We start from the raw sequence: 26,915 nt of genomic DNA on the forward strand, positions 1-26,915 counted from the left end.
TGGACCCGGCGACTGTACAACGCCCCGGACCTTCGGCACTCTGAGAAGTGGTCCCGGCTTCGGCCGCATCCCCGGGCCGCACGCTCACGCCAGAGAGGGCAACCGCATGACCGACGACGTCTCGGCCGGCACCGCCGTCCCGCCCACCTCGCCCCCGCGTCCGACTCCCCCCTGGCTCGGCGCCGTGCTCGCCTACCTGCGCGGCGCCCCGTTCGCCGCGGCGCTCGCCGTGCTGGTGGTCGCGATGGGCTTCGTCACCGGCACGTTCCTCGGGCGCTTCCCCGCAGAGCTCGCCGCCGGGGAGGGCACCACCGTCGATCAGGGACTGTGGTGGACCCCGTTCACTGCCCTGCTGTTCGGCGATTCGGTGGTCGGCGGGCTCCTGGCGATCGCGCTGATCCTCACGGCCGGCGCATACGCCGAGCGCACGCCCGGCTCCGTCCGGAGCGTGTGGGTGTTCTTCGTCACCGGCGTGCTCGGGATCCTGATCGGCGTCGGATCGCAGGCGCTCCTGGTCTCCTGGGGATCGCAGTGGGGCGTGCTGGCCAGCTTCGATCTCGTCGCCGATCCGACGATCGGGACCGTCGGCCTGCTCATGGCGGCGTCCGCCTTCGCCCCGGCGCTGTGGCAGCGCCGGATCCGCGTCGTCGGGTTTACGCTCCTCCTCATGTTCGCGCTGTACGCCGCCGACAGCGACAGCGTGTTCCGGCTCCTCTCCGGCGTGCTGGGGCTCATCCTCGGCGCGGTGCTCGCGCGTGGAACCGTGCGCCCCTCCTGGCATCGCAGCTCGTACCGCGAGGTGCGCACCCTCGTCGCGGCCATCGTCGGCGCGACCGGTCTGGGGCCCATCATCGTGCTCGTCTCGGGATCGTGGTACGCCCCGCTCGGGCTCGTCGTCTCCGGCTTCTCCCCCGTCGAGGCGCAGCCGATGGACAAGTCCTGCGTCCAGGACTTCACCGCGGACTGCACGCGCCAGGCGGCCGCGATCCTGCAGTCCGGCCCTGGCCCGTTCCTGATCAGCCTGGTGCCGCTGGTGCTGACGCTGCTGGCGGCGTGGGGGCTGCGCACCGGACGCCGCGCGGCGTGGATCATGGCGCTGGTGGTCAACGCCGCGGTCGCCGTGCTCACCGCCACCGCGGTGGGGATCAATGATCTTCTCGACGACAAGGCCCGCGGCAATCTGCTCATCGAGGACGGCATCGCCATGATCCTCGCCGTCCTCGTGCCGATCGGGGTGATCGCGCTGCTTCTGCTCACCCGACGCCGGTTCCAGGTCACGGCTCCGCGCGCGGCCGTGCGCCGCTTCACGGCGACCGTGGTCGGAGCCTTCGTCGTGTGCGCGGGGATCTACGTCGTGATCGGCCTCATCGACGGCGACAACTATCTCGATGGACAGCCCTCGATCGGCGAGCTCCTCGCCGATCTCGTGCGTCCCTTCGTCTCCCCCGGGCTCCTTCCCGACATCGCCGATGCGGGGATCCCCGTCGACGGCGCGGCGCTCGTCGTCTACCAGTGGATCGGCGTGCCGTTCTGGATCGTCTTCGTGTTCGCCGCGATCCGCCTGTTCCGGGCGACGCACGTCTCCAGTCTCGCGATCGAGGAGGCCCGATTCCGTGCGCTCCTGCGGGACGGCGGCGGAGGCACGCTCGGGTTCATGGGCACCTGGACGGGCAACACCCACTGGTTCACCCCGGACGGACGGGGCGCGATCGCCTACCGGGTCATCAACAAGGTCGCACTGACGATGTCGGATCCCGTGTGCCCCGAGGGTGCGGAGCGGGACACCATCGAGGGCTTCATCGGATACTGCGAGGCGCAGGGCTGGTCCGCCTGCTTCTACAGCTTCCACGAGCGCTATCTGCCGATCTTCCAGTCCTTCGGCTGGCAGTACATGTCCGTCGGCGAGGAGACGGTCCTGGACCTCCCCGGCTTCGAGCTCACCGGCAAGGCCTGGCAGAAGGTGCGCCAGCCGCTCAATCGCGGCGAGCGCGAGGGGATGACCACCCTCTGGTCCACCTGGCACGACCTGCCCTCCCGCTACTCGCGCGAGATCACCGCGGTCAGCGAGGAGTGGGTGGCGCACAAGAAGCTCCCCGAGATGGGCTTCACGCTCGGCGGCATGGAAGAGCTGAAGGACTCGGACGTCGGGATCTTCCTCGCGATCAACAAGGACGGCGGGATCGAGGCGACCACGAGCTGGCTGCCGAGTTGGACCGACGGGAGGATCACCGGCTGGACCATCGACTTCATGCGCCGCAGCGACGGAGCCATGCCGGGCATCATGGAGTTCGTCATCGCGTCCGCCGCGCTGCACATGAAGGAGCAGGGAGCTCAGGTGATGAGCCTGTCCGGAGCACCGCTCGCGACCAAGCCGGGCGAAGAGGCCCCGGATCCGACGGTCATGTCGCGTCTGCTCGGCTGGCTGGGCGAGATGCTGGAGCCCGCCTACGGGTTCACCTCGCTGTTCCGCTTCAAGAGCAAGTTCAATCCGCGTTACGAGACCATCTACATGGCCTACGCCGACCCCGCGCAACTGCCGAGGATCGGAATGGCGATCGGCAGCGCCTACCTTCCGGAGGCGACGCCGAAGGAGTATCTGGCGCTCATGCAGACAATCACGAACCGCGGCGGGGAGCACTGAACGCACCCGGACGCGCCACGCCGAGACGCGCGTTCGGGGGTCAATGTATGGAACTCTCAGGAACCATCCGTATTATTACGGAGTTGTAACACCACTCCGTGCCCCCGAATGCGGAGTCGTCACACTCCCCCCCCTCCGCTGCCCGAGGAGCACATCATCAGTTCGCGAGCCCCCGAGACCGAGCTCCCCTCTGCCCATTCCGCAGGATCCCCGTCCGCGACCGCCGGGTCCGCCGCGCCCCGCTCGCGCCGTGAGCTGCGCGAGCAGGCCGCCGCCCAGGTCGCCGCCAGCGCCCCCACCGCAGACGGAAGCGCATTCTCCGCCCGCCGCACCGCAGACCCCACCGCGCCGCAGGCGCGCATCCCCGCACCGCCGCAGGCCACCACGCCGCCCGCGCGTTCGGCAGCTCCCGAGCAGCTGCCCGCACACGTCGTCCCGGCCGGCAAGCGCCCGCGTCGGAGCGTCAAGAACTTCAGCCGCAGCACCGGCGCCGCCCTGGCGATCTCCGCCCTCGTTGTCGGCACCGCGCTTCCGGCGCTCGGCATGGTCCGCGCGAGCGACGCGAAGGCCGCGGGCAGCGCCTCCGCCGACATCCGCGCGCAGTCGTTCACCACGGCGGAGGGCGTACTGCCCGACGTCCAGGTGCACGGCACGTTCACCGCGACGACGCCGACCGAGCTCAGCGCGATGCAGGCCGCCACCGCAGCCGCCGCGCGCACCGGGGTCGCGTCCATCGCCAAGCCCGGCCAGGTCATCTACCCCATGGCCGCGGGCTCCTACACGCTGACCGACGGCTTCGGCGCTCCGCGCACCGGCCGCAGCCACATGGGCCAGGACTTCGCCGCCCCCATCGGCACCCCGATCTACGCGGCCGCCGACGGCTGTGTCACGCTGTCGTCGGAGAGCTACCAGGGGTACGGCGTCACCGTCGAGATCGCCCACCCGGCGCTCTCCGGAAGCAATGCCGTCTCGACCCTTTACGGGCACATGGACTACGGCACCCGCGCGGTGCAGACCGGCGAGTGCGTCACCGCCGGCCAGTACCTCGGCCGCGTGGGCAACACCGGCTGGACCGTCGGTTCCTGCCTGCACTTCGAGGTGCACATCAACGACAGCGCGATCGACCCGCTCGCCTGGCTGGAGTCGAACGTCTTCTGACCCGACCCCGGATACGACGAAGCCCCCGCCACGGCGGGGGCTTCGTCGTATCCGTCCCCCCTCCGGTTCAATGCCCGCTGTGCGGATCGACGACGACCAGGTCCCCGCCGTGGTCGTGTCCTGCTCCGCGCCCGGCCGCGTCGGTCAGCGCGAGGGCGGGCGTCGCCAGCGCGGCGACGAGGACGACCCCCACGGCCATCCCCGCCGCCCGCAGACGCGGCGCCCTGGGCGGTTCCTCCCCCGAGGCCGCCGGCTGCTCCCCTCTTCGCGCTGCACGTGCCGCCATGGATCCCCCCACGACGGCGAGCGCCGACGAGATCGCGACGGCGCCGACCGGCGCGCCGCCCCCGAGCGACGCCGCACCGAGCAGCACCGCCGCGATCGCGCCCGTCGCCGCCCCTCGCCCGCCGATGATCCGCCCGGCCCGCAGCACGGCGATTCCCCAGCCGAGCTCGACCGCGCCGACCACCAGCATCGGCGCGCACAGCGCCGACGCCGCGCCACCCGACGGCGCGACGATCGAGGCGCCGATGGCGAGGTGGATCAGCCCCGCTCCCCACGCGAGCAGAGCGGGCCAGGTGCGCAGCACGACGACCTCAGGCCGTCGCCCCGCGCGGCGCGCTGCGCTCGACGCCCAGCCCGACCGCGAGCAGCAGCAGGGCGCTCGCGAGGTGCAGGAAGTGATCGAACGTGTTCAGCGCGAGGATGTTCGCCGCCGTGCCCACCAGGAAGAACCCGACGATGCCGAGCAGCAGATAGGCGGCTCCGACGACGGTGTTGGTGCCCTTCGCCGCCGGCGTGGACACGAGGCCCGCGACCAGCAGAGCCGCGCCGATCAGCAGATGCGCGACGTTGTGCAGCGGATTGACCATGAAGATCCCGAGCAGCATCCCTCCCTGAGTTGCCAGGAAGGAGACTCCTCCGGTGACGGCGAAGCCGAGTGCTCCGACGACGATGTAGACGGCGCCGAAGATGACGGCGATCAGACGGTTCGGTGACGAACGCATTGCTCCTCCTCGATTCGGCGGCGGGGTGCCGCTCACCTCTTCTTCGGAGTCCCCGAGAATTCGGATTGCGCACCTCGGGCGAGATCTCGAGAGCTCGCGGGGCTGCGGTGCAGATCGCTCCCTCCCGCGCAAGCCCGTTGCCGGCCCGGCCGTGGCGCGGCAGGATCGGCCGCGGGCCGGAGCGATCCCGCCCGGGCGATGGAAGGGGGCCGGGAATGGCGTTGCGGATCGTGGACGGACAGGAGCCGGGCATCCGCCGGATCCGGCGCGGACGGGGGTTCGAGTACCGCGACGCCCGAGGTCGCCACATCGGCGACGCCCGGACGATCGAGCGCATCCGCGCGCTCGCGATCCCGCCGGCGTGGGAGGACGTCTGGATCTGCGCGCACCAGGACGGCCACCTCCAGGCCACCGGCGTCGACGCCGCGGGCCGCACCCAGTACCGGTACCACCCCGAGTGGGCGCGCCGGGCGGCGGAGGCGAAGTTCGACCGCGCCCTGGATCTCGCCCGGGCGCTGCCCGCCGCGCGCCGTTCCGTCACGCGCGACCTCCGGTCCGGCGGGACGGCCCGGCCGACGGTCCTCGCCGCCGGCTTCCGCATGCTCGATGTCGCGCTGCTCCGGATCGGATCCGAGAAGTACGCCGAACGACACGGCAGCGTCGGCCTGTGCACCCTGCGCGCCCGGCACGTGACGGTCGACGGCGAGACCGTGCGGCTGCGCTTCCGCGGCAAGAGCCGGGTCGCCTGGGAGACCGAGCTCGAGGATCCCGACCTCGCCGCGGTGCTGGAGCGGCTCCGTCTCCGCGGGCCCCGGCCGCGGACCCGGCTGCTGGCCTGGCAGGAAGACGGCCGGTGGCATCGGGTGCGCCCCGCCGACATCAACGAGGACGTCCGCGCCCGCACCGGCGGCGATTTCACCGCCAAGGACTTCCGCACCATCCACGCGACCGTCATCGCCGCGCGCAGCCTCGCGCGCACCGGCGCCGCCCGGACCGAGCGCGCACGCCGTCGAGCCGAGCGGATGGCCGTCGAGGAGACGGCGGTCGCCCTCGGCAACACGCCGTCCGTGGCGCGCGGAAGCTACATCGATCCCCGGCTCTTCGAGTGCTATGAGCAGGGGCTGACCGTGCGGGCCGACGGCCGGAGCATCGAGCAGCAGCTGATCGACCTGCTGCCCTGAAGAACCCGCGGGCGGGCGCCCGGGAGGCTCACGGGCTCTTCTCTCCCCGCGGAGCGGTGTCCGCACCGGAACCGGCGGTCCGCTGCCGCTCCCCGGGCTCGCGGTCCGGGTCGCGTTCGGCCTCGCGGAGGATGCTCGCGACCATCCCGCTGAAGATGATCCCGTGGAACGGCAGCAGCACGGCCCAGTACAGCCGCCCGGCGAGTCCCTGGGGAAAGAACACCGCCCGCTGACGATACAGACTGCCCTCGTCGTCCGGGCGCACGCTCAGTTCGAGCCACCCTCGTCCGGGCATCCGCATCTCCGCCCGCAGTCGCAGATCGTGCCCTCGCACGATCGACTCGACCCGCCAGACGTCGACCACGTCACCGGTGTTCAGGCGGGAGGGGTGCCGACGCCCGCGGGTCATCCCCACACCCCCCGAGAGGCGATCGATCCACCCCCGCGCGGCCCAGGCGAGCGGCGCCGAATGCCACCCGTTCACCCCGCCGATCGACTCGATCACGCGCCACACCGCTTCGGGCGACGCCGTGCTGCGGCGCTCGCGCTCGTCCGTGAACACGACCTGTCCCGCCCACTCCGGATCGCTCGGGAGCGGATCGCTCGGAGCGCCCGCGACCGTCGCGTTCTGCCAGCTGGTCTCGACCTCCCCGGCCCGCTCGCGCCGGAGGGCCAGCCGCACCGCCACCCGGTACGGGAGCAGCCCACCCTCGGGCGGGGGCACGTAGCGGTCGATGTCGTGCTCCTGTGCCACGCAGTCGTTCTGCAGGGACGCGATGATCGGCACGGCGAGCGCCCGCGGCACGGGGGTGACCAGGTTCACCCACTGGGACGCGAGCCAGGGCGTGAGCACGGGCAGCGCCGCGATCGGCCGCTGCCGCAGCCCCGCCTCGACGGCGTACCCGTTCATCATCTGCCCGTAGCGGAGCACGTCGGGGCCGCCGATGTCGAAGGTGCGGTTGAGCCCCTCGGGAAGACTCGCGGCCCGCACGAGATAGCGCAGCACGTCGCGGACGGCGATCGGCTGGACCCGGTTGCGCACCCAGCGCGGTGCGGGCATGTACGGCAGAACCTCGGTGAGGTGACGGATCATCTCGAACGAGGCGGACCCGGATCCGATCACGATCCCGGCCTGGAAGACGATCGCGGGGACCGGCGAGTCCAGGAAGACGCGTCCGACGGCCGCTCGCGATGCGAGATGCGTCGAGAGCCGTCCCTCGGCGGGATGCAGCCCGCCGAGGTAGACGATGCGCCGGACGCCGGCGTCGGCGGCCGCCGCTGCGAACGTCTCGGCCTGCGCGCGTTCGGCCTGGGCGAAGTGGCCCCCCGAGCTCATCGAGTGCACGAGGTAGTACGCGATCTCCGCTCCCTCCATCGCGGCGCGCACCCCTTCCCCGGTCGAGAGGTCGGCGGGCACGATCCGCACCCGATCCCGCCAGGGGACGTCCGTGAGCTTCCACGCCGAGCGCACGAGACAGGTCACCTCGTAGCCTGCGTCGAGCAGCTGCGGGACCAGGCGCCCGCCGATGTATCCGGTTGCGCCGGTGACGACGACTCGCGTCATGGGATCAGCTCCTTCACAGAGTGTCTAACCAGGTTAGCTAAAACTGCGCTGATGCGGATCAGCCCACGAGCGAGCGCCACCTCATCGACCGGAGTCGCTCCGCTCGATCGCGCACGCACGCAGCACGGATCCGCTCATACGCGCGATCGTCGAGTGTTCACCCGCGCACTGTTGTCCCGGTTCTCCGGGCGTGATTGCATCGGACTTCATGACTGATGAAACACATCTGCACCGTCACGCCGCCGCCCCCGAACCCCGCTGGTGCTCCTGCGCGGTTCCGGACGAGGCCGCGCAGGAGCACCGTTCCGGACTGAATCGACGAGGATTCCTCACGGGTGTCACGGCGGCGAGCGCCCTCGCCGCCGCCGGGTGGGTCGCGACCCCCGAGAAGGCCTCGGCCGCCGCCGGCGGCATCGGCAAGTCCGTCACGATCACCATCATGGGCACGTCCGACCTCCATTCGCATGCCCTGAACTGGGACTACTACACGGACGCGGCGTACAGCGACAAGGCCGGCAACGTCGTCGGCCTCTCGCGCGTGGCGAGCGTGGTGAAGCAGATCCGCGCCGACCGGGGGCGCGACCACACCCTGCTCTTCGACGCCGGCGACACGATCCAGGGCACTCCCCTGGGCTTCTACTACGCAACGGTGGAGCCCATCACGAAGACCGGTGCGACCCATCCCATGGCCGCGCAGATGAACGCTCTCGGCTACGACGCCGTCGCCCTCGGCAATCACGAGTTCAACTACGGCCTCGACTTCCTCGACACCTGGATCTCGCAGATGAAGGCGCCCGTGCTCGGCGCCAACGCCGTGCGCGCGGGGACCACGGTTCCGGCGTACACGCCGTACACGATCAAGACCCTGAACCTGAAGGGCGCCAAGCCGATCCGCGTCGGCGTGCTCGGACTCACCAACCCCGGGATCGTCATCTGGGACAAGGCCAACGTCAGCGGCAAGCTCGAGGTGCTGGACATCGTCGAGACCGCCAAGCGCTGGGTGCCGGTGATCCGCGACCAGGGCGTCGATCTGCTCGTCGTCAGCGTGCACTCCGGCGACAGCGGCACGTCGTCGTACGGCACCGATCTGCCGAACGAGAATGCGGCGGGGATCCTCGCCGAGCAGGTACCGGGCATCGACGCGATCCTGTTCGGCCACGCGCACAAGGACATCCCGCAGCGCTTCGTGACGAACGCGCAGACCGGCCAGCAGGTCGTGCTCAGCGAGCCGATGTGCTGGGGGCAGCGCCTGAGCGTCTTCGACATCGAGCTCCAGCAGGTCAAGGGCAAGTGGACGGTCGTCTCGCGCAAGTCCACGAACCTCAACACCAACACCGTGCAGGACGATCCCGCGATGGTCGCGCTCGTCCAGAAGCAGCACGACGCTGTCGTCGCCTACGTCAACAAGCCGGTGGCGACCTCGACCGAGGAGCTCTCCGCGGCCGAGTCCTGCTGGAAGGACACGGCGATCCTCGACTACGTCAACACCGTGCAGGTCGACACGGTCTCGAAGGCGATCGCCGGCACTCCGGAAGCGGCCCTGCCGATCGTCTCGATCGCCGCGCCGTTCAACCGCCTGGCGACCTTCCCGGCGGGCGAGGTCACGATCCGCGACGTCGCGGGGCTGTACATCTACGACAACACCCTCATGGCGTCGGTGCTGACCGGTGCGCAGATCAAGGACTACCTCGAGTACTCGGCGAAGTACTTCCAGCAGGTGTCCCCTGCCGCTGCGGTCGACCCCGCGAGCTGGACCAACGCGCTGAGCACCCCGGACTACAACTACGACCAGTTCTCCGGGGTCACCTACGACGTGGACATCGCCCAGCCGCAGGGCTCCAGGATCGCGAACCTGTCCTGGCAGGGCTCACCGGTGGATCCCGCGCAGAAGTTCGTCGTCGCGGTGAACAACTACCGTCAGTCCGGCGGCGGCGGCTTCCCGCACATCGCCACCGCACCCGTCGTGTACAACGCGCAGGTCGCCATCCGCGAGGCGATCGTGGCCTACGCCTCGGCCGCCGGGGTCATCGACCCGGCCGAGTTCCACGTCGTGAACTGGCAGCTCACGCGCGCCGGCGTCCCGGTCTTCTGAGCCGCAGGCGACGCCCCTCCGCTTCGGAGGGGCGTCGTCGCGTCCGCGCTACTTCACCGTCGGCGGAGCGGGGATCGCGTACCCGGATGGCGCGATGTTCGCATCGAGCGACGCCTTCCAGGCTCCGGACGAGATGTACTCCTTCAGGGCGGACCGCACGGTGCCGAGGCGACTGTCGCCCTGCGCCATGCCGATGCCGTAGTTCTCGTCGGTGAACCCCTTGCCGATCACGCGCAGCACGCCCTTGTACTCGGGAAGCGCCGCGAATCCGGCCAGGATCAGGTCGTCCGTCGACACCGCATCGACCGTCCCCGCTGCGAGGTCGCGCACGCACTCCGACCAGGAGGGCACCTTCACAACGGTGATCCTGCCCTCGTAGTGCGCGGTGAGGTAGTCGATCGAGGTGGTGCCCGCGGCCGCGCAGACCTTCTTGCCGTCCAGCGTCTGCGGGCCCGAGATCGTGTCGTCGTTGCGACGGATGAGCAGATCCTGATGCGCGACGAAGTACGGTCCTGCGAAGGCGATCTCCTTCTCCCGCTCCGCGGTGATCGAGAACGTCGAGACGACGAGGTCCACCTTGCCCGACGTCAGCGCACTCACCCGCTCCGACTGCTCGATGCGCTGCCAGGTGATGTTCTTCGTCGGCACCCCGAGCTTCCCCGCGACGTAGTTGGCGGTGTCGATGTCGAACCCCGCGTAGCCGGCGTCGGTCTTGAGGCTGACTCCGGGGAGGTCGTCGGCGATGCCGATCGTCACCGTGGCGGATCCGGTGGCGTTGTTGTCGCCGGTGCTCTTCGGCGGCGTCGACGAGCAGCCGGAGACGAGCACGGCCGATGCGACGAGGACGGCCGCGGCGATCGCGTGACGGCGCATGTCACCGTCCCCCTTCACTCTTGCCCGTGCCGTCAGGCGGATTCCTGTCCGGCTCGTCGAGGTTGTCCCACTCGTGCACGTCGATCTCCACGGGCCCGATCTCGATGCCCCCGTCGTCGGGGTCGTCATCCCGCTCGTGCACGTCGAACTGGACCGTGCCGATGGCCGCGATCGACTCCGTGCGCGGCCCGGCGGGCTGGGGCGGGTAGCGCAGACCGGTGTCGGTCCATTTGCTGAGCATCCGGCCATCGGTATGCGCCGACACCCGGCCCTTCACGATGAGCCAGCCGATCTCGAAGATCACGAAGAGCACCGGGATCCCCACGACCACCACGACGAACCCGGTCTTGTGCCAGAAGTACGGCGAGGCCTGCCAGCCCGAGATCGCCATGCCCACGATCACGAACACGAGGAACGCCAGCCCCAGATAGCTCGTCCACGGCGTGCCCGGCGCACGGAACGTGCTGGCGGGGAGAACCCCTCGATCGCTGAGCCTGCGCAGACGCAGCTGGCAGACGAAGATCGTGCCCCAGGTGAAGACGACAGCGATGGAGGCGGCCTCCAGCGCGATCTCGAAGGCGTCGGGGCTCACGGCGTTGAGGATGGACCCGAACACGTACACGACCGCGGTCATCACGATGCCGGCCCACGGCACCCCGGACTGGCTCATCTTCAGCGTGAATCCCGGAGCCTGCTTCGCCATGCCGAGGCTGCGCAGCACACGGCCGGTCGTGTACAGCCCTGAGTTCAGCGACGACATGGCGGCGACGATGAGGATCGCCTGGATCACGTTCGCCATCCACGGCATCCCCATCCGGCCGAACACGGTCACGAACGGGCTGATGCCGGGCGTGAACTCGCTCGTCGGCAGGATGCACACGAGCAGCAGCAGTGCACCGCAGTAGAAGACCGCGATGCGCACGATGACCGCGTTGACCGCCTTCGGCACCTCGCGCTTCGGATCCTCCATCTCGCCGGCCGCGATGCCGACCATCTCGATCGCGGCGTAGGCGAAGACGACGCCGGACATCACGATGATCGGGCCGTACCAGGCGAAACCGTCGCCGGTCGGCCAGAAGCCGCCGGGGTTCGACCAGAGGTTCTGCACGCCGGCGCGATGTCCGCCGACATCGAGGCTCAGCACGACCACGACGAGGCCCACCACGAGGAAGACGATGATCGCGGTGACCTTGAGCACCGAGGCCCAGAACTCGAACTCGCCGAAGGCCTTCGCCGACAGCAGATTGACCACGAGCACCACGGCGAGGGCGATGAGCACCGTAGCCCAGGTGGGCATCTGCGGCCACCAGTACTGGATGTAGAGGCCGACGGCACTGAGCTCGGCGATGCCGGTGAGCGCCCAGTTCGTCCAGTACATCCAGCCCGTGTAGTAGGCCGCCTTCTCGCCGAAGAACTCGCGCATCCAGGACACGAACGCCCCGGAGGTCGTCCGGTACAGCACCAGCTCGCCGAGCGCCCGCATCAAGAAGTAGGCGATCACGCCGACGAAGGCGTAGCTGAGCACCAGCGCGGGTCCGTTGCTGTGCAGGCGGGATGCGGATCCGAGGAACAGGCCCGTTCCGATCGCGCCTCCGATCGCGATCATCTGCACCTGGCGCCGGTTCAGGCTCTTCTTGTAGCCCTCCTGCTCGGCGTCGTGCTCGGCCCCGTGATCCTGGTCGTGCGTGAGATTCGTGGCTTCCGTCCGTGACATGCGTTCCCCCTCATCACCGTGGATCGCCGGTGGGCGGGTCGCATCGCGGCTCCGGGCATCGGCGCTGACGTGCAAACGAGAATGGCACGGTTTCTGGACCGAGGGCAACGGATCGGCGGCGAGCCGCCCCGTAGACTCACGGCAACGACGACCGCCGTCCTCCGAGGCAGTGGCGTGGAAGGAGGGGCCGGTGTTCAGACGGAAGAACGCGAAGAAGCAGCGGATGGACGACATGATGGAGCGGCTGCGCCCCGATCTCACACGGGAAGCGCTCGGCGTCGGTCCGGACTTCCCCGGTGTCGCGCCGAACCCGCTGCTGAGCCGCGACGCGCGCCGGCGCACCGCGGAGCTGCGCACGGGCGCGCTCGCGATCGGCGTCCTCGTCGGCTGGCGCGAGGTGAACAGCAATCCGCGTCTCGTGCTGATGCTGGATGTGCGGACCGCGGAGGGCGCCGCCTTCCGCGGCATCGCCGACGAGGACTTCACGATCACCGAGCTCGCCCGGCTCGCACCGGGGCAGACCTTCCCCGTGCGCTACCGTCCGGCGGTCATGGATCACTGCGTCGCCCTCGCACGGGATGCCGACCCGGCCGAGGTGAAGCGCGTGTCGGATCTCATCGACGCACGCACGCGCCCATGAGCGGCGAGGAGCTGCGGCTGTGGGCGGCCGCGCGCGCCGACGAGCTCCCCGACACGACCGTCGACCAGCCGTTCGGCCCCGAAGTCGACGTCTACCGGGTGCGCGAGCGGATGTTCATGGCGATGTCCTCCACCGGCCGCACCTCGGTGACGCTCAAGTCCGCGCCGGAGGACGCGGAGGCTCTGCGCGAGACGTTCGAGGCCATCGTCCCGGGGTATCACATGAACAAGCGGCACTGGATCACGCTGCAGGCGGACGGCACGCTCGAGCAGGATCTCGTGGAGGAGCTCGTCACCGAGGCGTACCGTCTCGTGGTCGCGAAGCTCCCCCGCGCGCAGCGTCCCGTGGATCCGGATCTCTTCCTGAGCGCCTCACGCGCGGATCCGGATCGTCCGTAGGCCCAGGTCCCTCGCGCACCGGCTCCCCGCCGCATCTTCCCGGGCGCCGACGGCCGGGTCTGGTTCACCGCCCGGGCGCCCGCGGGATTGCTCTCCTTCGATCCCTCCGATCCCGAAGGCTCGCTGGAGCGATGCGAGACGGCCTCGCTGCAGGAGCCCGACGGCGTCTGCCTCGGCCCCGACGGCGCCCTGTGGATCGCGGACACCGCCGCGAACACGATCGTACGATTCGATCCGGCGGACGGCTCATGGACGACGGCGGGCACGGCCCCGCAGGTCGACGGCCCCTTCGACATCAAGCCCGGGCCTGACGGAGCATCCGTCTGGTTCACGAACAAGACCGGGAACACGATCGGTCGGCTCTCGACTGTCGACGAGGCCCGCGCCGGCCGAGACTCAGTCGTGGACGAGGACCGTGGGTGAGGTGTCGTCGAGGCCGTTCCGCAGCTCCACGCGCGTCCAGGCCACCGGCGCGGCCGCGAAGACGGGCTCCAGCACCCGCCACATCACCATCGGATCGTCACCGATGAAGTAGAGCTCGTAGCCGTTTGCTCCCACGTCGTTGCCGTCGATCGCTCCGGCATTCGCCAGGCCGAGCGCCTCATCGGCGGCCAGCTCCGTCTCCAGGAGTGCGTCCATGAGCCCCGTGTCGAACTCCGCGGGTCGATCCTCGAACATCACGACCACCCACCCGTCGCCGCCGGCGCTCGCGACCTCGACCGGTGCCGCGGCGGGCGATGTCGAGGCGGACACTACTGAGGCCTGTGGCGCCGAGGCCGGTGCGCATGCCGTGAGGACCCCTGCCGCGGCAAGCAGCACCGGCACGGCGGCGATCAGAGGACGTCGAGACGGCATGAGACGAGCGTATCCGTCCGCCGACGTGCTTCCAGCCGAGATGTCGGCTGCGGCCCCGACGAACGCGGTCGGCTGCGAAGAGGGGTGCGGCCGGCAGCTGATCCGACCGCACCCCCGCGCACCCTGGGGGACGCGCACAGCGGCTCCGAAGGGACACCGACGCGAGATGGGACACGACGGCGAGGAATCTGGAACCCGCCGTCGAGGTGGTGCCCGGTGTCACGAGCCGTGCAGTGGAAGAGAGCCCGATCCCCCTCGATCATCACGCGGCTTTCCCGCGGATCCCGCAAGACGTCGCTTCCTGCGACGCCCCTGTCGCGTTGTGCGCGTCCGGAGCGCGACCATCCCTCCGCACACAAGACAACCCCCGACGGAGCGGGGGTTTCATCTATGGAAGGGCAATTGCGAGAGGCGACCAGCATCGGTTGCGCATCAACAAGGCGGTCGCAGAATGTCCCACGCCGGCCGCTGCTGAACTTCCGCGGATATCCCTAACTCCGCCATGAGCGCGAGGGAGATCAGCGAGCCAACTCCGGCTCATAGCCGCGGCCCCCTGCGCACCGGTGCGGATTCCGAAGGTCCAGCACGATGAACTGACACTCCTGACGCCGGGACAGGTCAACGCCGTGGTCGAGTACATGGACGTTGAGGAGCCGGATGAGCTCGTGGTGCAGTTCGCCGCGTACACGGGGCTCCGCGCCGGAGAGCTCATGGGCATGCGCATTCGCGACGTGAACCTGTTCGCGCGGCAGCCGTATGTCCACGTCCAACGGCAGGCACAGTACGAGCCGAAGCTCGGATGGCAGTACATCACCCCGAAGTCGAAGAACTCCATCCGCAAGGTGCCGCTGAACCGCGTACTCGTGGAGCGTCTACGAGAGCACGTCGCCCAGCACCCTCACGGCAACGACCCCGACGCGATGTTCTGGCCAGGACGTCGCCGCGGAGGCAGGAGCGGAGGGCGCGGCACCCTCGACTACGACATCCAGTTCAACCTGGACAACTTCTACCGGAAGCACTTCCTCGCCACGCTGAAGGAGCTACGCATCCCCGCCGTGCGTTGGCACGACCTCCGCCACTTCTACGCGAGCGCGTGCGCCTCCGCGGGCATCCCGATTGAGCGCGTCGCCAAGTACATGGGCCACGCCGACATCGGCACCATGTACAAGCACTACCTGCACCTGTTCAGCGACGACCACACCGACGACATGGCCCGCCTCGCAGCCCTCGCCAGTAGCCCCGCGGTCGCGCCCGTGGCGCAGATCGGCGGCTAGTTCAAGCCTCGGCACCGGGCAACGGCTCGATCTCGTCGATGAGAGCGACCCACCCTCTCATCACCGTCAAACCATCCACGAACAGGGTCAAACCCTCGCGCAACGTCCTCAACGGTTGGCGCAGGTCTCGGGACATTTTCTCGATCGGCTCAAGCTGCGCGATCATGTTGGAGACCGCCCCGAGCCCAACCTCTGATTGCGCCACCATCCCACGGATCGCATCAAAGAACCCCTCAAACTCCGAGCGCGACTGAGGGTTGTCCTCCACTTCCTCGGGAGCACGACCAATGATGATGCGAACGCCCTCATCTACGTCATTGAGCGCCGACGAGAAGTCGTTTCCTAGACTCCGGATGGAGGCGGCGGGGGTGGCGAGTTCAGCCGCCAACTTGCGAGCGATGCGAAGTCGCGTTGCGAGAGCAGCATTGGGGTTCGTGTTCGCTTGGATCTCGCCAGTCGCGCCCTGCATCGCGAGACCGATTTCTTCAATGGTGCTGCCTACCTGATTGAGAATCTCGGTCATCTGCGGCAGCGATTCCTCCATCACGCCGAGCTTGTCGAGGGTTCCGAGATCATCATCGTCCGGTTCCGTTTCGACCTTGTCGATGTCCAAGGTCTTGGCCGCGGCTTCCGCAGCACTGTTCGCCTGAACGAGCCGCGCGGCAAGTTCCGCTACTGCCTTGCGATACTCGCCGCTACCCACATCAGAGAATCTCAAGGTTGTCCAGTCTGACCACTGGAACCGTTTGACCAGCGCCAGAAGCTCATCAGTCGGTTCATCGTCGTGCAATCCCGGTACATCGATCCAAAGCACCGGGAGCACAAGCTCTTCGATACCCAGCCGCTGAGCTTGACGAGCAAAGTAGTTCAGCTCGCGCCGACACTCCTTGCTCATGAAGTACCTCGGCGTGATGACCGGAACGAAGAAGGCGATTGAGGACAAGCTGGCGTCAACCTTGGGTCTCCAGTCATCACCCCACTGCAGCCGATCCCGGTCGAGAAACAGACTGATCGATTCGCCTGTCAACATCTCAAACTGCGCGACGACATCACGCGCCAACTGCGCGATCCTTCCGGACTCCGCATCATCATCCGCATGCACGTAGGACCAGAATCCGTCGATGTTCGTCATGAGATCCATAATGGCCGAGACAACGGACATCCCCGCCGAGACGCGGAGGGGTTTCGGAGGGGATCGCCGTTCCGCCGCCTCACACGACAGAAGCCCGGATCACTGATTTTGCTCAGTGTTTCCGGGCTTCTTCTGTTGGCTGGGGTACCTGGACTCGAACCAAGAACAACTGAACCAGAATCAGCCGTGTTGCCAATTACACCATACCCCAAGGGCGAAACCAGGGCCTCGCACCGAGAGTCAAGCTTACCCGAGCCCGCGACGGGATCCAAACCGGCGCCGGATCCCGCGCGCGTCGCACTCAGATCTCGACCACTTCGCCGGACTGGGAGGTCTCGATCCAGTCGGACAGATCGAAGCCCTGTGCCCGTGCAGTCTCCAGGAAATCGCGCCGGACGGCCTCGTCGCCCCGGGGCTCACGTGCCAGGAGCCAGAGGTGCTTGCGATCCGGGGTTCCGACGAGAGCGTGCCGGTACTCGGCGTCCACGCGCAGCACCCAGTAGTCGGCGTGGGTGAACGGGATCCACCGCAGCCCCTCGGGGAGGAACGTGACGCGCAGCCGGCCCGCATGCTCGGTGTCGAGCTCCGCCTCCCCCACCGCCTGCGTCGGCTCGCCGTCGCCATCCAGACAGCGGTTGTCCACCCGCACCGTGCCGTCGTCGGCCAGCGCGTACTCGGCGGTCACGTCGGTCGCGTCGTCGTCCTCGTACCGCAACGGCAGCCGCCCCTGCTCGAACCAGAGCCCGAGATAGCGGTCGAGCTGCAGCCCGGGCACCGACCTCACTTCCTCCACGTCCATTGGATCCTCCTCCGTCGTCGACGCCCATTCCACCCGAGCGTCGCGAACAAGCCAAGGGGCTTGCCCCGATGCGCGGCGCATGGCAGGACGTCCGACGAGGGTCAGCCCAGGAAGTCCGCCAGGGCGTGCAGGCGGCGCAGGGTCTCGTCCTTGCCGAGCAGCTCCATCGACTCGAACAGCGGCGGCGACACCCGGCGGCCGGTGAGCGCGACGCGCGGCGGTCCGTAGGCGACGCGGGGCTTGAGCCCCAGCTCGTCGACGAGCGCGGCGGAGAGCGCCCCCTGGATCGCGTCCGGCGTGAAGGTCTCGAGGGGTTCGAGTGCGGCGGCGGAGGCCGTCAGCACCTCGGCGGCGTTCGCGGGCAGCCCCTTGAGCGCGTCCTCGTCGTACGACACGGAGTCGGTGAAGAGGAAGCCGAGCATGCCGGGCACCTCGCCGAGGAGCTGCACCCGCTCCTGCACGAGCGGAGCGGCGCGGAACGCGAGCACGATCTGCTCGTGGGTCGGCTCGCCGTCGAATACGTCGGCGGCGGCCAGGTACGGCAGGATCCGCTCGGCGAAGTCCTTCGGCTCCAGCGTGCGGATGTGGTCGCCGTTGATCGACTCGGCCTTCTTCTGGTCGAAGCGGGCCGGGTTCGGGTTGACGTTGACGATGTCGAAGGCCGCGGTGAACTCCTCGAGCGAGAAGACGTCGCGGTCGGGGCCGATCGACCAGCCCAGCAGGGCCAGGTAGTTCAGCAGGCCCTCGTGGATGAAGCCGCGCTCGCGGTGCAGGAACAGGTCGGCCTGCGGGTCGCGCTTGCTCAGCTTCTTGTTGCCGGTCTCCCCCAGCACGAGCGGCATGTGCGCGAAGCGCGGCACGAACGTCGTGACGCCGGCGTCGATGAGGGCACCGTAGAGGGCGAGCTGGCGCGCGGTGGAGGGCATGAGGTCCTCGCCGCGGAGCACGTGCGTGATGCCCATCAGCGCATCGTCGACGGGGTTCACCAGCGTGTACAGCGGGGCGCCGTTCGGACGCACGACCACGAAGTCCGGGAAGGATCCGGCGGGGAAGGTCACCTCGCCGCGGATGAGGTCGACGTATGTGACGTCCTCGTCCGGGACGCGCAGGCGCAGCGCGGGCTGACGCCCCTCGGCGCGGAACGCCGCCCGCTGCTCCTCGGTGAGGTCGCGGTCGAAGTTGTCGTACCCGAGCTGCTTGGCGCGCCCGTTCGCCTCATTGCGGGCGTCGATCTCCTCGGCCGTCGAGTAGCTCTCGTACACCGCGCCCGATGCCTTGAGCTTCTCGATCACCTCCTGATAGATCTCGCCGCGCTGCGACTGCCGGTACGGCGCGTGCGGGCCGCCGACCTCGACGCCCTCGTCCCAGTCGATCTTGAGCCAGGTCAGAGCGTCGACGAGCTGACGGAAGCTCTCCTCGCTGTCGCGGGCCGCGTCGGTGTCCTCGATGCGGAACACCAGCTTCCCGCCGGTGTGCCGGGCATAGGCCCAGTTGTAGAGCGCGGTGCGGACCATGCCGACGTGCGGCAGACCGGTCGGCGAGGGGCAGAAGCGGACGCGGACATCGGCACCGGACGCGGTCGTGGTGCGGGGATCGGGAGTAGCCATAGCCCTTCGATTCTAGTTGGCGGGCCGCACGCTCCCCGACGACCGCATTCGCCGCCCACCGCCTCACCGGGACGGATCGAGGTACGCCACGCCCACGGCGGCCACATGCTCCAGCGGCAGGACACCGTCGACCGAGCGTGCCGCGACCACCTCCTCGAAGCCGGCCCGGAATCGCTCGCGATCACGCGTGCCGAGCGCACGGTAGTAGGCGCCGGCGCCGGCGATCCCGCCCTCGACCGAGCTCCACAGCGCTTCCGGCGAGGCCCGCCAGATCCAGCGCAGCTCCCGCACCCGAGGATCGGGCCATCCGCCCTCGTCGAGCATCGCCGCGAACCCGTCGACGCTCCGCTCGAAGTCCAGCTCCGCCGGGAGCCGGCCGCCGGACGCGGCGACGAGGCCCGCCCGATCGCACACCTCGGCCCACAGCCACGACGGCGAAGAGGTCCAGATCGTGGCGGCAGCCGCCCCGCGCGCGACCCGTCGCAGCTCCGCGGCTGCGGCCCGCGGATCGGGGACATGATTGAGCACGAAGTTGGCGACCACCGCGTCATAGGCGCCGTCGCGCTCGGGAAGCGCAGGAAGGGTCCCTCCCTCCGCACGCAGCCCGGGATGACGGCGCGCGGCGACCTCCCGCATGCTCGGCTCGGGCTCCCGCGCCATGACGGCCCAGCCGTCGGCGGCGAACGCCGCCGCGAGCTCACCGGTCCCGGCCCCGACGTCGAGGAGGGTCCGCCCGTCCCCAGTACCGAGGAGAGCTTGCAGTGCGGGGAAGGTCCCCCGGCAGAGCTCCGCGTAGGAGGACGCGTAGGCCGCGCCGACGCCGCTCCAGGATCCGGGGCGTCCTCTCATCGCTTCCCGAGGGGCGACAGCACGACGATCGCGACGACCACGATCAGCGCGGCGATCGCGAGCCCCGCGTAGGAGAAGGTCTGCAGGATCACCCCGGCGAGCACCGCCCAGCCCGCTGCGCTCAGGCTCATCAGCGAGTCGCTGCGCCCCTGCCTGCGCGTGCGCAGCGCGGGCGCCGACGCCTCGGTGAGCAGGGCGGCCCCGGCGACGGTCGCCGCGCTCCAGCCGAGTCCCAGCAGGATCAGGGCGACCATGACGCCCCACGGGGTCTCCCCCGCGAACATCGCGAAGCACAGCGAGGCGACGAGCACGACCTGGCCGAGCAGCACGGTGCGCAGCCGCCCCCACCGGTCGGCGAGGATGCCGAACACGGGCGAGAGGCCGTACATCCCGGCGACGTGCAGGGCGATGGTCACGCCGACCAGCACGGTCACGTCCACCTCCGACATGCCGGCCGATCCGCTGCCGCTCATGGAGCCGGAGTGGTGCATGCCGGCCATCGTCATGTTCACGAGATGCACGGGAGTCATGGCCATGACCGAGGCCATCGTGACGTGGGATCCGGCGATCGCGAAGATCGCATAGCGCGCGGCCACGGGACGGTCCACCCGTTCCACCGCCCCGACGAAGGAACCCGTCTCGGGCAGATCCCGGGACAGGAGGAGCGGATCCGGCCGCAGCGCCACGAGATACAGCGTGAAGGCGGCGATCTGGGCGACGAGGGAGAAGAGATAGGAGCCGGTGTGCGGCGGCATCCCGATCGCTCGTCCCACCTGCTCGCCCGCGCCGAGGAGCAGCGGACCCGCCACCCCTCCGATCGTCGTCGCCCAGACCACGATCGAGAGGTCGCGACCGCGGTGCGCCGGGGCGGCGAGATCGGTCGCGGCGAAGCGGGACTGGAGGTTGCCCGCGTTTCCCATGCCGATGAGCACGATCCCCGTCAGCAGCAGCGGGAACGAGCGCACGGCGGCGGCCGTGATCACGATCGCGATGCCGACGAGGGCGAGCAGGTTTCCGGCGGTCAGGGCGAGACGCCGTCCGCGCGTTCCGGCGAGGCGGGCGAGCGGGATGGCCGCGATCGCAGCGCCCAGGGTGACCGACGCCGTGGCGAGCCCCGACAGGGCATCGCTGCCGGAGATGTCCTTCGCCAGGAGTGCTCCGAGCGAGACCGTCGCGCCGAACGCGACGCCGCCGAGCACCTGGCCGAGCGAAAGGATGCCGACCGTGCGCCGCTGGATCCGGTTCCGCTGGTCGGGCGTCAGGACCGCCGCGCTCACGAGGCGGGCAGAGCGTCGCGCACGGCGTTGCGCAGGGTTCCGATGCCGCTGATCTCCACCTCGACGGTGTCGCCGGCCTCGAAGGGGCCGACGCCCGCCGGCGTGCCGGTCATGATGACGTCGCCGGGAAGGAGCGTGAACACGGCGGACGCGTAGGCGATGATGTCCGCGACGGAATGGATCATGTCGGTCAGCGGCGCGTGCTGGCGGACCTCGCCGTTGACGCGGGTGGTGAGCTCCGCGCTGCCGAGATCCACCTCGGTCTCGATCCACGGACCCAGCGGGCAGAACGTGTCGAAGCCCTTGGCACGCGCCCACTGGCCGTCCCTGCGCTGCAGATCGCGCGCCGTCACGTCGTTGCCGACGGTGTAGCCGAAGACGTACTGGTGTGCGTTCTCCGCGGCGACGTTCTTCGCGATGCGCCCGATCACGACGACGAGCTCGCCCTCGTACTCGGTCCGCTCCGAGAGCGCGGTCGGACGAACGATGGTGTCGCCCGGGCCGATCACCGCGGTGTTCGGCTTGAGGAACAGCAGCGGCTCCGCCGGCGCCTCGCCGCCCATCTCCGCGGCGTGATCGTGGTAGTTCTTGCCGACGCAGACCACCTTCGACCTCGGGATCACGGGCGCCAGCAGGGCGGCGTCCGCGAGCGGAACGCGCTCCCCCGTCGTCTCGTAGCCCGCGAACATCGGGTCGCCGGCGAGCACGACCAGCTCACCCTCGTCGAGGATTCCGTACTTGATGCCGTCGTTGTGGCTGAACCGAGCGATCTTCACACGTTCAGCCTAGCCACGAGGATCCGATGTTTCGTCGCGGTCGCGACTCAGGCGTGGTCGGCCTTGTTGCCGCCGGCCTCGAGCACGTCGCCCGCGGGGAGCTCCTTGTGCCCGCCGAACTGCAGGCGCATCGCCGAGAGCACCTTGTTCGCGTACAGGTCCTCGTCACGCGACGCGAAACGCTCGAACAGCGAGGCGGCGAGCACGGGCACCGGCACGCCCACGTCGACCGCGGCCTTGACCGTCCAGCGGCCCTCGCCGGAGTCGGACACCCGGCCGGCGAGGCCGTCGAGCGTGGGGTTGCCCTGGAGCGCCGCCGCCGTGAGGTCGAGCAACCACGACGAGATCACGGATCCGCGGCGCCACAGCTCGGCGACCTTCGGGGTGTCGATGTCGAACTGGTAGTACTCGGGCTCCTCGAGCGGGGCGACCTCGGCGGAGTGCTCGGCCTCGCGGATTCCCGCATCGGCGTTCTCGAGCAGGTTCAGCCCTTCGGCGAGGGCGGCCATGACGCCGTACTCGATGCCGTTGTGCACCATCTTCACGAAGTGCCCCGCCCCCGAAGGACCGCAGTGCAGGAAGCCGAGCTCCTCATCGGTGAGCTCCCCCGTCCGTCCCGGCGTGCGCTCGATGTCGCCGACGCCCGGAGCGATCGTCTTCAGGATCGGCGTGATCGTCGCGAACGCCTCATCGGGTCCGCCGACCATGAGGCAGTATCCGCGGTCGAGGCCGAAGACGCCGCCGCTCGTGCCCACGTCGACGTAGCTCAGGCCCTTCTCGCGCAGCGCCTTGGCGCGGCGCACGTCGTCGCGGTAGTTGGAGTTGCCGCCGTCGATGAGGATGTCGCCGGGCTGCAGCACCGTGCTGAGCTCCTCGACGACCCGTCCGGTAAGACCGGCCGGGATCATCAGCCAGACGACGCGCGGGCCGTCGAGCTTCGCGGCGAGGTCGGCGTAGTCGGTCGCACCGATCGCCCCCTCCGCCACGAGGGCGTCGACGGCGTCCTTGTTGACGTCGTAGACGACGCACTCGTGGCCTCCGCGCATGAGGCGGCGCACGATGTTCGCCCCCATCCGTCCGAGTCCGACCATGGCCAGCTTCATAGCGGGGTCCTCTCCCTCAGGGATCGCAGTTCGTGCGCCGCCTCCGCGCCGGAGGCGGCGTTGCTCGTGCGGCGGGTCAGCCGTCCAGGCGGACGAGCCAGCCGTGGGTGTCCTCACGACGGCCGTACTGGATGTCGGTGAGCTCCTCACGCAGCGACATGGCCAGCTCGGTCGCCTGCGGGCCGTCGTGGACGATCTCGAAGTCGGCGGCCTGCAGCTTTCCGATCGGCACGACGACCGCGGCGGTGCCGCACGCGAACGCGCCGACGATCTCACCGGACGCGGCGCCGTCGCGCCACTCCTGGATCGACAGCTTGCGCTGCTCGACCTCGAGTCCGCGATCCTTCGCGAGCTGCAGGATCGACGCGAGGGTGATGCCCTCGAGGATCGAGTCGGACTCGGGGGTGATCAGCTTGTTGTCGCGGGTGACGAGCACGAGGTTCATGCCGCCGAGCTCCTCGATGTACTCACCGTCGAGGAAGAGCACCTGCTGGCAGCCCTTCTTGTACGCCTCTTCCTGCGGGAGCAGGCTCGAGGCGTAGTTGCCGCCGGTCTTGGCCGCGCCGGTGCCGCCTCGTCCAGCGCGCGCGTAGTCGCGCGAGAGCCAGATGTTGACCGGCTGCACGCCTCCCGGGAAGTAGGCGCCGGCCGGGCTCGCGATCAGGTAATAGGCGACCTTCTTCGCCGCGCGCACGCCGAGGAACGCCTCCTTCGCGAACATGAAGGGGCGCAAGTACAGGCTCTCCTCCGGGTTGCTGGGCACCCAGGACGAGTCGACGGCGACCAGCTGCTTGAGCGACTCGATGAAGAGCTCGGTGGGCAGCGGGGGCAGTGCGAGGCGCGCCGCGGAGCGCTGCAGGCGGGCGGCGTTGCGGTCGGGACGGAAGGTCCAGACCGATCCGTCCGCGTGCCGATAGGCCTTGAGGCCCTCGAAGATCTCCTGCGAGTAGTGCAGCACGGCCGCAGCCGGGTCGAGCTCGATCGGGCCGTAGGGCGAGACGCGGGGGCGGTGCCACCCGCCCTTCTCCGACCAGCACAGGTCGACCATGTGGTCGGTGAAGTACTGCCCGAATCCGGGGTTCTGCAAGATCGTCTCGCGCTCGGCGTCCGAGCGCGGCTCCTCGTTGCGGGTGACCCGCCAGATGAGGCCGGCGGGAGACGGAGCCTGAAGAGGGAGTTCGATGGTCATGAGTGTGTCCTGACAGGTCGAAGGGGACGGCGTCGTGCGCGTGACTTCAGGTTACGCCTGGAGTCGCGCGATGATCGCCGCGCCGGTCTGTTCGGTGGTGCGGGTGCGTTCCCGCGATGCGACGTCCTCCTCAACCGCGCGCTGCACGCGTGCGGCCTCGTCGACGAGCCCCAGGTGGTCCAGGAGCAGGGCGACCGAGAGGATCGCTGCGGTGGGGTCGGCCTTCTGCTGACCCGCGATGTCGGGTGCCGAGCCGTGCACGGGCTCGAACATCGACGGGAACGCGCCGTCGGGGTTGATGTTGCCCGAGGCGGCGAGGCCGATGCCACCGGTGACGGCGCCGGCCAGATCCGTGAGGATGTCCCCGAAGAGGTTGTCGGTGACGATCACGTCGAAGCGCGAAGGGTGGGTGACCAGGAAGATCGTGGCCGCGTCGACGTGCAGGTAGTCTACGGCCACGTCGGGGTGCTCGAGCGCCACCTCGTCGACGATCCGCTTCCAGATCGCGCCGGCGTGCACGAGCACGTTGGTCTTGTGCACGAGCGTGAGCCTCTTGCGGCGCTTCTCGGCGAGGGCGAAGGCGTAGCGGACGACCCGCTCGACGCCGAACGCCGTGTTGACGCTGGTCTCGTTCGCGACCTCGTGCGGCGTGCCCTTGCGGATGGCGCCGCCGTTGCCGACGTAGGGGCCCTCGGTGCCCTCGCGGACCACGACGAAGTCGATCTCGCCCGGGTCCGCCAGCGGGCCGGTCGATCCGGGGTACAGCCGGGAGGGCCGCAGGTTCACGTAGTGGTCGAGCTCGAAGCGGAGCTTCAGCAGCAGGCCGCGCTCGATGTTCGCGTCCTTGAGGCGCGGATCCCCCGGCTGTCCGCCGACGGCGCCGAGCAGGATCGCGTCATGGGTGCGGATCGCGTCGAGGTCCGTGTCGGTGAGCGTGTCGCCGGTCTCCAGGAAGCGTGCGGCGCCGAGCGAGAAGCGCGTCTTCTCGAAGGTCACGCCGCTGTCCGCGGTCACCGCGTCGAGGACCTTCTCGGCCTCGGCGACGACCTCGGGACCGATGCCGTCCCCGGGGATGACGGCGAGCTTCACGACACGGGACGAGGCGACAGACACAGGCGCTCCTCAATTGTTGCGGGTGGAGGATCCCAGGCTATCGGCAGCCGGAGCCCCTCAAGACAACGAGTCGTCCCCCTCAGCACGACCCATAGACCGTGCTGAGGGGGACGACTCGAGAATGGCGGTCAGCGGAGGCGGCGGCCCAGGGTCAGCGCGGCGATCACGGCCGCGACGACGACGAGCCCGCCGCCGATGAGCGACGTGACCATCACACCGGTGCCGAAGGCGTCGGCGGCCGCCTGCTGCAGCGCGGTGCCCAGGGCGTCCGGGAGCTTCTCGGCCGCGGAGAACGCTCCGGCCAGCGTCTCCCTGGCGCGGTCGGCCACGGCATCCGGCACGCCCGCGGGCACGATCAGGGAGCTGCGGTAGAACGCGGTGATGATGCCGCCCAGGATCGTCGTGCCGAGCACGGCGCCCAGCTCGTACGCGGTCTCGGAGACGGCGCTCGCGGCACCGGCCTTCTCCGGGGGCGCAGCCGCGAGGATGAGCTCGTTCGAGACGGTCTCCGCGGCGCCGATGCCGATGCCGAGCAGCACGAACGCGACCATCAGCGGGGCGACGCCGTGCGCGTGCGTGGTGAACGCGACGACGAGATAGCCGGCGAGCGAGAACACCAGGGCCGACGGCACGAGGACCTCGGGGCGCACCCGACGCGCGATCGGCACGACGACGAGACCCGAGACGATCATCATGGCCATGCCCGGGATGAGCGCGAGGCCGGCGTCGACGGGCTTCAACCCGAGCACGAGCTGCAGATGCTGCGACACGTAGTACAGGAAGCCGACGAGCGCCACGACGCTGAGCAGGTTCACCAGGATCGCGCCGCTGAACATCCCGCGCCGGAACAACCCCATGTCGAGCATCGGGACCTCGGCACGCAGCTGGCGGCGCACGAAGAGCACGCCCATGCCCACGCCGAGGACGATCAGGATCACGACGAGCGGCGAGACGCCGTCGACGGCGAACTCCTTGATCGCATACACCACGGGGACCATGGTGGCCATCGACATCAGGATGCTGAGCAGGTCGATCCGCCCCGGGTTCGGATCCCGGCTCTCCGGCACCAGGATCGGCGCGAGGATCAGCAGCGGGATGAGCACCGGGACGGCGACGAGGAACACGGATCCCCACGCGAAGTGCTCGAGCAGCACTCCCCCGACGATCGGTCCGAGCGCGGATCCGGCGGAGAACGCCGCCGCCCACACCGCGATCGCGAGACGGCGCTGCTCGCGGTTCTGGAACACCGAGCGCAACAGCGAGAGCGTCGACGGCATCAGCATCGCGCCGAAGAACCCGAGCAGGGCACGAGCCGCGATCAGCAGGCCCGCGGTCGGGGCGAATGCGGCGAGCGCGGAGACGAGCGCGAAGCCGGTGGCGCCGATGAGCAGCATCTTCCGCCGCCCGAAGCGGTCGCCGAGCGTGCCCATCGTCACCAGCAGGCCGGCGAGCACGAGCGGGTAGACGTCGATGATCCACAGCTGCTCGACGCCGCTGGGGCTCAGCGCCGTGGAGATCTCCGGCAGCGCGAACGACAGCACGGTGTTGTCGACGGAGACGAGCAGCACCGGCAGCATGAGCACGACCAGCGCCGCCCATCCGCGCGCGCCGACGCGGGGGCCGTCCTCGGTCCCCGGCAGGGAGATCGACGCTGTTGCGGACATGGTGCACCT

The 26,915-nt window shown here is 69.6% G+C and carries 24 protein-coding genes and 1 tRNA gene; 8 read left to right on the forward strand and 17 right to left on the reverse strand.

Annotation, left to right across the window (positions count from 1 at the left end):
• Positions 1–106: 106 nt before the first annotated feature.
• Both WFJ01_RS16045 and WFJ01_RS16050 read left to right on the forward strand, forming a co-directional pair.
• Positions 107–2,641, forward strand: a complete 2,535-nt coding sequence (locus WFJ01_RS16045) for a bifunctional lysylphosphatidylglycerol flippase/synthetase MprF (RefSeq protein ID WP_336629624.1) — start codon at positions 107–109, stop codon at positions 2,639–2,641.
• A gap of 108 nt (positions 2,642–2,749) precedes the next feature.
• Positions 2,750–3,799, forward strand: a complete 1,050-nt coding sequence (locus tag WFJ01_RS16050) for a M23 family metallopeptidase (RefSeq protein WP_336629625.1) — start codon at positions 2,750–2,752, stop codon at positions 3,797–3,799.
• 67 nt (positions 3,800–3,866) lie between these two features.
• On the opposite strand, the gene WFJ01_RS16055 is transcribed toward WFJ01_RS16050, so the two are convergent.
• Both WFJ01_RS16055 and WFJ01_RS16060 read right to left on the reverse strand, forming a co-directional pair.
• Entirely contained in the window at positions 3,867–4,388 is a 522-nt protein-coding gene (locus tag WFJ01_RS16055) for a hypothetical protein (RefSeq protein WP_336629626.1), read from the reverse strand.
• A 7-nt stretch (positions 4,389–4,395) separates the two neighbouring features.
• Entirely contained in the window at positions 4,396–4,806 is a 411-nt protein-coding gene (locus WFJ01_RS16060) for a DUF4383 domain-containing protein (RefSeq protein ID WP_251448388.1), read from the reverse strand.
• A gap of 215 nt (positions 4,807–5,021) precedes the next feature.
• Between WFJ01_RS16060 and WFJ01_RS16065 the strand changes: the two genes are divergently transcribed.
• On the forward strand, positions 5,022–5,987 hold the full coding sequence (locus tag WFJ01_RS16065; protein WP_336629627.1) for a DNA topoisomerase IB: 966 nt from the start codon (positions 5,022–5,024) through the stop codon (positions 5,985–5,987).
• A 28-nt stretch (positions 5,988–6,015) separates the two neighbouring features.
• Here the strand turns inward: WFJ01_RS16065 and WFJ01_RS16070 are convergent, their stop codons facing one another.
• Positions 6,016–7,551 (reverse strand): SDR family oxidoreductase, encoded by a 1,536-nt coding sequence (locus tag WFJ01_RS16070; protein ID WP_336629628.1) that lies wholly within the window; start codon positions 7,549–7,551, stop codon positions 6,016–6,018.
• Positions 7,552–7,759: 208 nt separating this feature from the next.
• Here WFJ01_RS16070 and WFJ01_RS16075 point away from each other — a divergent pair, with 208 nt between their 5' ends.
• Positions 7,760–9,643 carry a bifunctional metallophosphatase/5'-nucleotidase gene (locus WFJ01_RS16075; RefSeq protein WP_336629629.1) on the forward strand — a complete coding sequence of 628 codons (1,884 nt, stop codon included), beginning with the start codon at positions 7,760–7,762 and terminating at the stop codon, positions 9,641–9,643.
• A gap of 48 nt (positions 9,644–9,691) precedes the next feature.
• Here the strand turns inward: WFJ01_RS16075 and WFJ01_RS16080 are convergent, their stop codons facing one another.
• Complete coding sequence (locus WFJ01_RS16080; protein ID WP_295032711.1) at positions 9,692–10,516, reverse strand: glutamate ABC transporter substrate-binding protein; 825 nt, start codon at positions 10,514–10,516, stop codon at positions 9,692–9,694.
• 1 nt (position 10,517) lies between these two features.
• On the reverse strand, positions 10,518–12,230 hold the full coding sequence (locus WFJ01_RS16085) for an amino acid permease (protein ID WP_251448374.1): 1,713 nt from the start codon (positions 12,228–12,230) through the stop codon (positions 10,518–10,520).
• A 190-nt stretch (positions 12,231–12,420) separates the two neighbouring features.
• On the opposite strand from WFJ01_RS16085, the gene WFJ01_RS16090 reads away from it, so the two are divergent.
• The 3 genes from WFJ01_RS16090 to WFJ01_RS16100 are packed head-to-tail and all read left to right on the forward strand — an operon-like array spanning position 12,421 to position 13,691.
• Positions 12,421–12,870, forward strand: coding sequence for a hypothetical protein (locus WFJ01_RS16090; protein ID WP_336629630.1), 450 nt, complete (start codon positions 12,421–12,423; stop codon positions 12,868–12,870).
• Positions 12,867–13,268: an MmcQ/YjbR family DNA-binding protein gene (locus WFJ01_RS16095; RefSeq protein WP_336629631.1), complete on the forward strand. Its 402-nt coding sequence runs from the start codon at positions 12,867–12,869 to the stop codon at positions 13,266–13,268. Before WFJ01_RS16090 ends, WFJ01_RS16095 begins: the two co-directional genes overlap by 4 nt.
• A gap of 33 nt (positions 13,269–13,301) precedes the next feature.
• A complete protein-coding gene (locus tag WFJ01_RS16100; protein WP_442928060.1) occupies positions 13,302–13,691 on the forward strand; it encodes a Vgb family protein in 390 nt (129 codons plus the stop codon).
• Here the strand turns inward: WFJ01_RS16100 and WFJ01_RS16105 are convergent.
• Entirely contained in the window at positions 13,665–14,123 is a 459-nt protein-coding gene (locus WFJ01_RS16105) for a hypothetical protein (RefSeq protein WP_336629633.1), read from the reverse strand. The two genes, WFJ01_RS16100 and WFJ01_RS16105, sit on opposite strands and share 27 nt — an antisense overlap.
• 563 nt (positions 14,124–14,686) lie before the next feature.
• Here WFJ01_RS16105 and WFJ01_RS16110 point away from each other — a divergent pair.
• Positions 14,687–15,397 (forward strand): site-specific integrase, encoded by a 711-nt coding sequence (locus tag WFJ01_RS16110; protein WP_336629634.1) that lies wholly within the window; start codon positions 14,687–14,689, stop codon positions 15,395–15,397.
• Position 15,398: 1 nt separating this feature from the next.
• On the opposite strand, the gene WFJ01_RS16115 is transcribed toward WFJ01_RS16110, so the two are convergent.
• The 11 genes from WFJ01_RS16115 to WFJ01_RS16165 form a co-directional block, all read right to left on the reverse strand.
• Positions 15,399–16,529: a TIR domain-containing protein gene (locus WFJ01_RS16115; RefSeq protein WP_336629635.1), complete on the reverse strand. Its 1,131-nt coding sequence runs from the start codon at positions 16,527–16,529 to the stop codon at positions 15,399–15,401.
• Between the two features lie 136 nt (positions 16,530–16,665).
• Positions 16,666–16,740 (reverse strand) — tRNA-Gln (locus WFJ01_RS16120).
• Between the two features lie 90 nt (positions 16,741–16,830).
• On the reverse strand, positions 16,831–17,328 hold the full coding sequence (locus WFJ01_RS16125; RefSeq protein WP_336629636.1) for a lipocalin family protein: 498 nt from the start codon (positions 17,326–17,328) through the stop codon (positions 16,831–16,833).
• Positions 17,329–17,429: 101 nt separating this feature from the next.
• Complete coding sequence (gene gltX, locus WFJ01_RS16130; protein ID WP_251448360.1) at positions 17,430–18,935, reverse strand: glutamate--tRNA ligase; 1,506 nt, start codon at positions 18,933–18,935, stop codon at positions 17,430–17,432.
• A 63-nt stretch (positions 18,936–18,998) separates the two neighbouring features.
• Entirely contained in the window at positions 18,999–19,784 is a 786-nt protein-coding gene (locus tag WFJ01_RS16135; RefSeq protein WP_336629637.1) for a class I SAM-dependent methyltransferase, read from the reverse strand.
• Complete coding sequence (locus tag WFJ01_RS16140; RefSeq protein ID WP_336629638.1) at positions 19,781–21,061, reverse strand: MFS transporter; 1,281 nt, start codon at positions 21,059–21,061, stop codon at positions 19,781–19,783. Before WFJ01_RS16140 ends, WFJ01_RS16135 begins: the two co-directional genes overlap by 4 nt.
• The gene (locus tag WFJ01_RS16145; RefSeq protein WP_336629639.1) at positions 21,058–21,837 is read right to left on the reverse strand and encodes a fumarylacetoacetate hydrolase family protein; all 780 of its coding nucleotides are present in this window, start codon (positions 21,835–21,837) and stop codon (positions 21,058–21,060) included. Before WFJ01_RS16145 ends, WFJ01_RS16140 begins: the two co-directional genes overlap by 4 nt.
• Positions 21,838–21,884: 47 nt before the next feature.
• Positions 21,885–22,940, reverse strand: coding sequence for a phosphogluconate dehydrogenase (NAD(+)-dependent, decarboxylating) (gnd, locus tag WFJ01_RS16150; protein WP_295032717.1), 1,056 nt, complete (start codon positions 22,938–22,940; stop codon positions 21,885–21,887).
• Positions 22,941–23,016: 76 nt separating this feature from the next.
• On the reverse strand, positions 23,017–24,129 hold the full coding sequence (locus WFJ01_RS16155; RefSeq protein ID WP_251448346.1) for a branched-chain amino acid aminotransferase: 1,113 nt from the start codon (positions 24,127–24,129) through the stop codon (positions 23,017–23,019).
• Between the two features lie 51 nt (positions 24,130–24,180).
• The gene (locus WFJ01_RS16160) at positions 24,181–25,242 is read right to left on the reverse strand and encodes a 3-isopropylmalate dehydrogenase (RefSeq protein ID WP_336629640.1); all 1,062 of its coding nucleotides are present in this window, start codon (positions 25,240–25,242) and stop codon (positions 24,181–24,183) included.
• A 128-nt stretch (positions 25,243–25,370) separates the two neighbouring features.
• The gene (locus WFJ01_RS16165) at positions 25,371–26,906 is read right to left on the reverse strand and encodes an MFS transporter (protein ID WP_336629641.1); all 1,536 of its coding nucleotides are present in this window, start codon (positions 26,904–26,906) and stop codon (positions 25,371–25,373) included.
• Positions 26,907–26,915: the final 9 nt, after the last annotated feature.

Source organism: Microbacterium sp. MMO-35 (genome assembly GCF_037147555.1).
In the GTDB taxonomy this organism is placed as follows: domain Bacteria; phylum Actinomycetota; class Actinomycetes; order Actinomycetales; family Microbacteriaceae; genus Microbacterium.

Coding starts and splice junctions, on each gene's coding strand:
- WFJ01_RS16045 (WP_336629624.1), top strand. CDS start 107: ATGACCGACGACGTCTCGGCCGGCACCGCCGTCCCGCCCACCTCGCCC.
- WFJ01_RS16050 (WP_336629625.1), top strand. CDS start 2,750: ATGCGGAGTCGTCACACTCCCCCCCCTCCGCTGCCCGAGGAGCACATC.
- WFJ01_RS16060 (WP_251448388.1), bottom strand. CDS start 4,806: ATGCGTTCGTCACCGAACCGTCTGATCGCCGTCATCTTCGGCGCCGTC.
- WFJ01_RS16065 (WP_336629627.1), top strand. CDS start 5,022: ATGGCGTTGCGGATCGTGGACGGACAGGAGCCGGGCATCCGCCGGATC.
- WFJ01_RS16070 (WP_336629628.1), bottom strand. CDS start 7,551: ATGACGCGAGTCGTCGTCACCGGCGCAACCGGATACATCGGCGGGCGC.
- WFJ01_RS16075 (WP_336629629.1), top strand. CDS start 7,760: ATGACTGATGAAACACATCTGCACCGTCACGCCGCCGCCCCCGAACCC.
- WFJ01_RS16080 (WP_295032711.1), bottom strand. CDS start 10,516: ATGCGCCGTCACGCGATCGCCGCGGCCGTCCTCGTCGCATCGGCCGTG.
- WFJ01_RS16085 (WP_251448374.1), bottom strand. CDS start 12,230: ATGTCACGGACGGAAGCCACGAATCTCACGCACGACCAGGATCACGGG.
- WFJ01_RS16095 (WP_336629631.1), top strand. CDS start 12,867: ATGAGCGGCGAGGAGCTGCGGCTGTGGGCGGCCGCGCGCGCCGACGAG.
- WFJ01_RS16105 (WP_336629633.1), bottom strand. CDS start 14,123: ATGCCGTCTCGACGTCCTCTGATCGCCGCCGTGCCGGTGCTGCTTGCC.
- WFJ01_RS16115 (WP_336629635.1), bottom strand. CDS start 16,529: ATGACGAACATCGACGGATTCTGGTCCTACGTGCATGCGGATGATGAT.
- WFJ01_RS16125 (WP_336629636.1), bottom strand. CDS start 17,328: ATGGACGTGGAGGAAGTGAGGTCGGTGCCCGGGCTGCAGCTCGACCGC.
- gltX (WP_251448360.1), bottom strand. CDS start 18,935: ATGGCTACTCCCGATCCCCGCACCACGACCGCGTCCGGTGCCGATGTC.
- WFJ01_RS16135 (WP_336629637.1), bottom strand. CDS start 19,784: ATGAGAGGACGCCCCGGATCCTGGAGCGGCGTCGGCGCGGCCTACGCG.
- gnd (WP_295032717.1), bottom strand. CDS start 22,940: ATGAAGCTGGCCATGGTCGGACTCGGACGGATGGGGGCGAACATCGTG.
- WFJ01_RS16155 (WP_251448346.1), bottom strand. CDS start 24,129: ATGACCATCGAACTCCCTCTTCAGGCTCCGTCTCCCGCCGGCCTCATC.
- WFJ01_RS16165 (WP_336629641.1), bottom strand. CDS start 26,906: ATGTCCGCAACAGCGTCGATCTCCCTGCCGGGGACCGAGGACGGCCCC.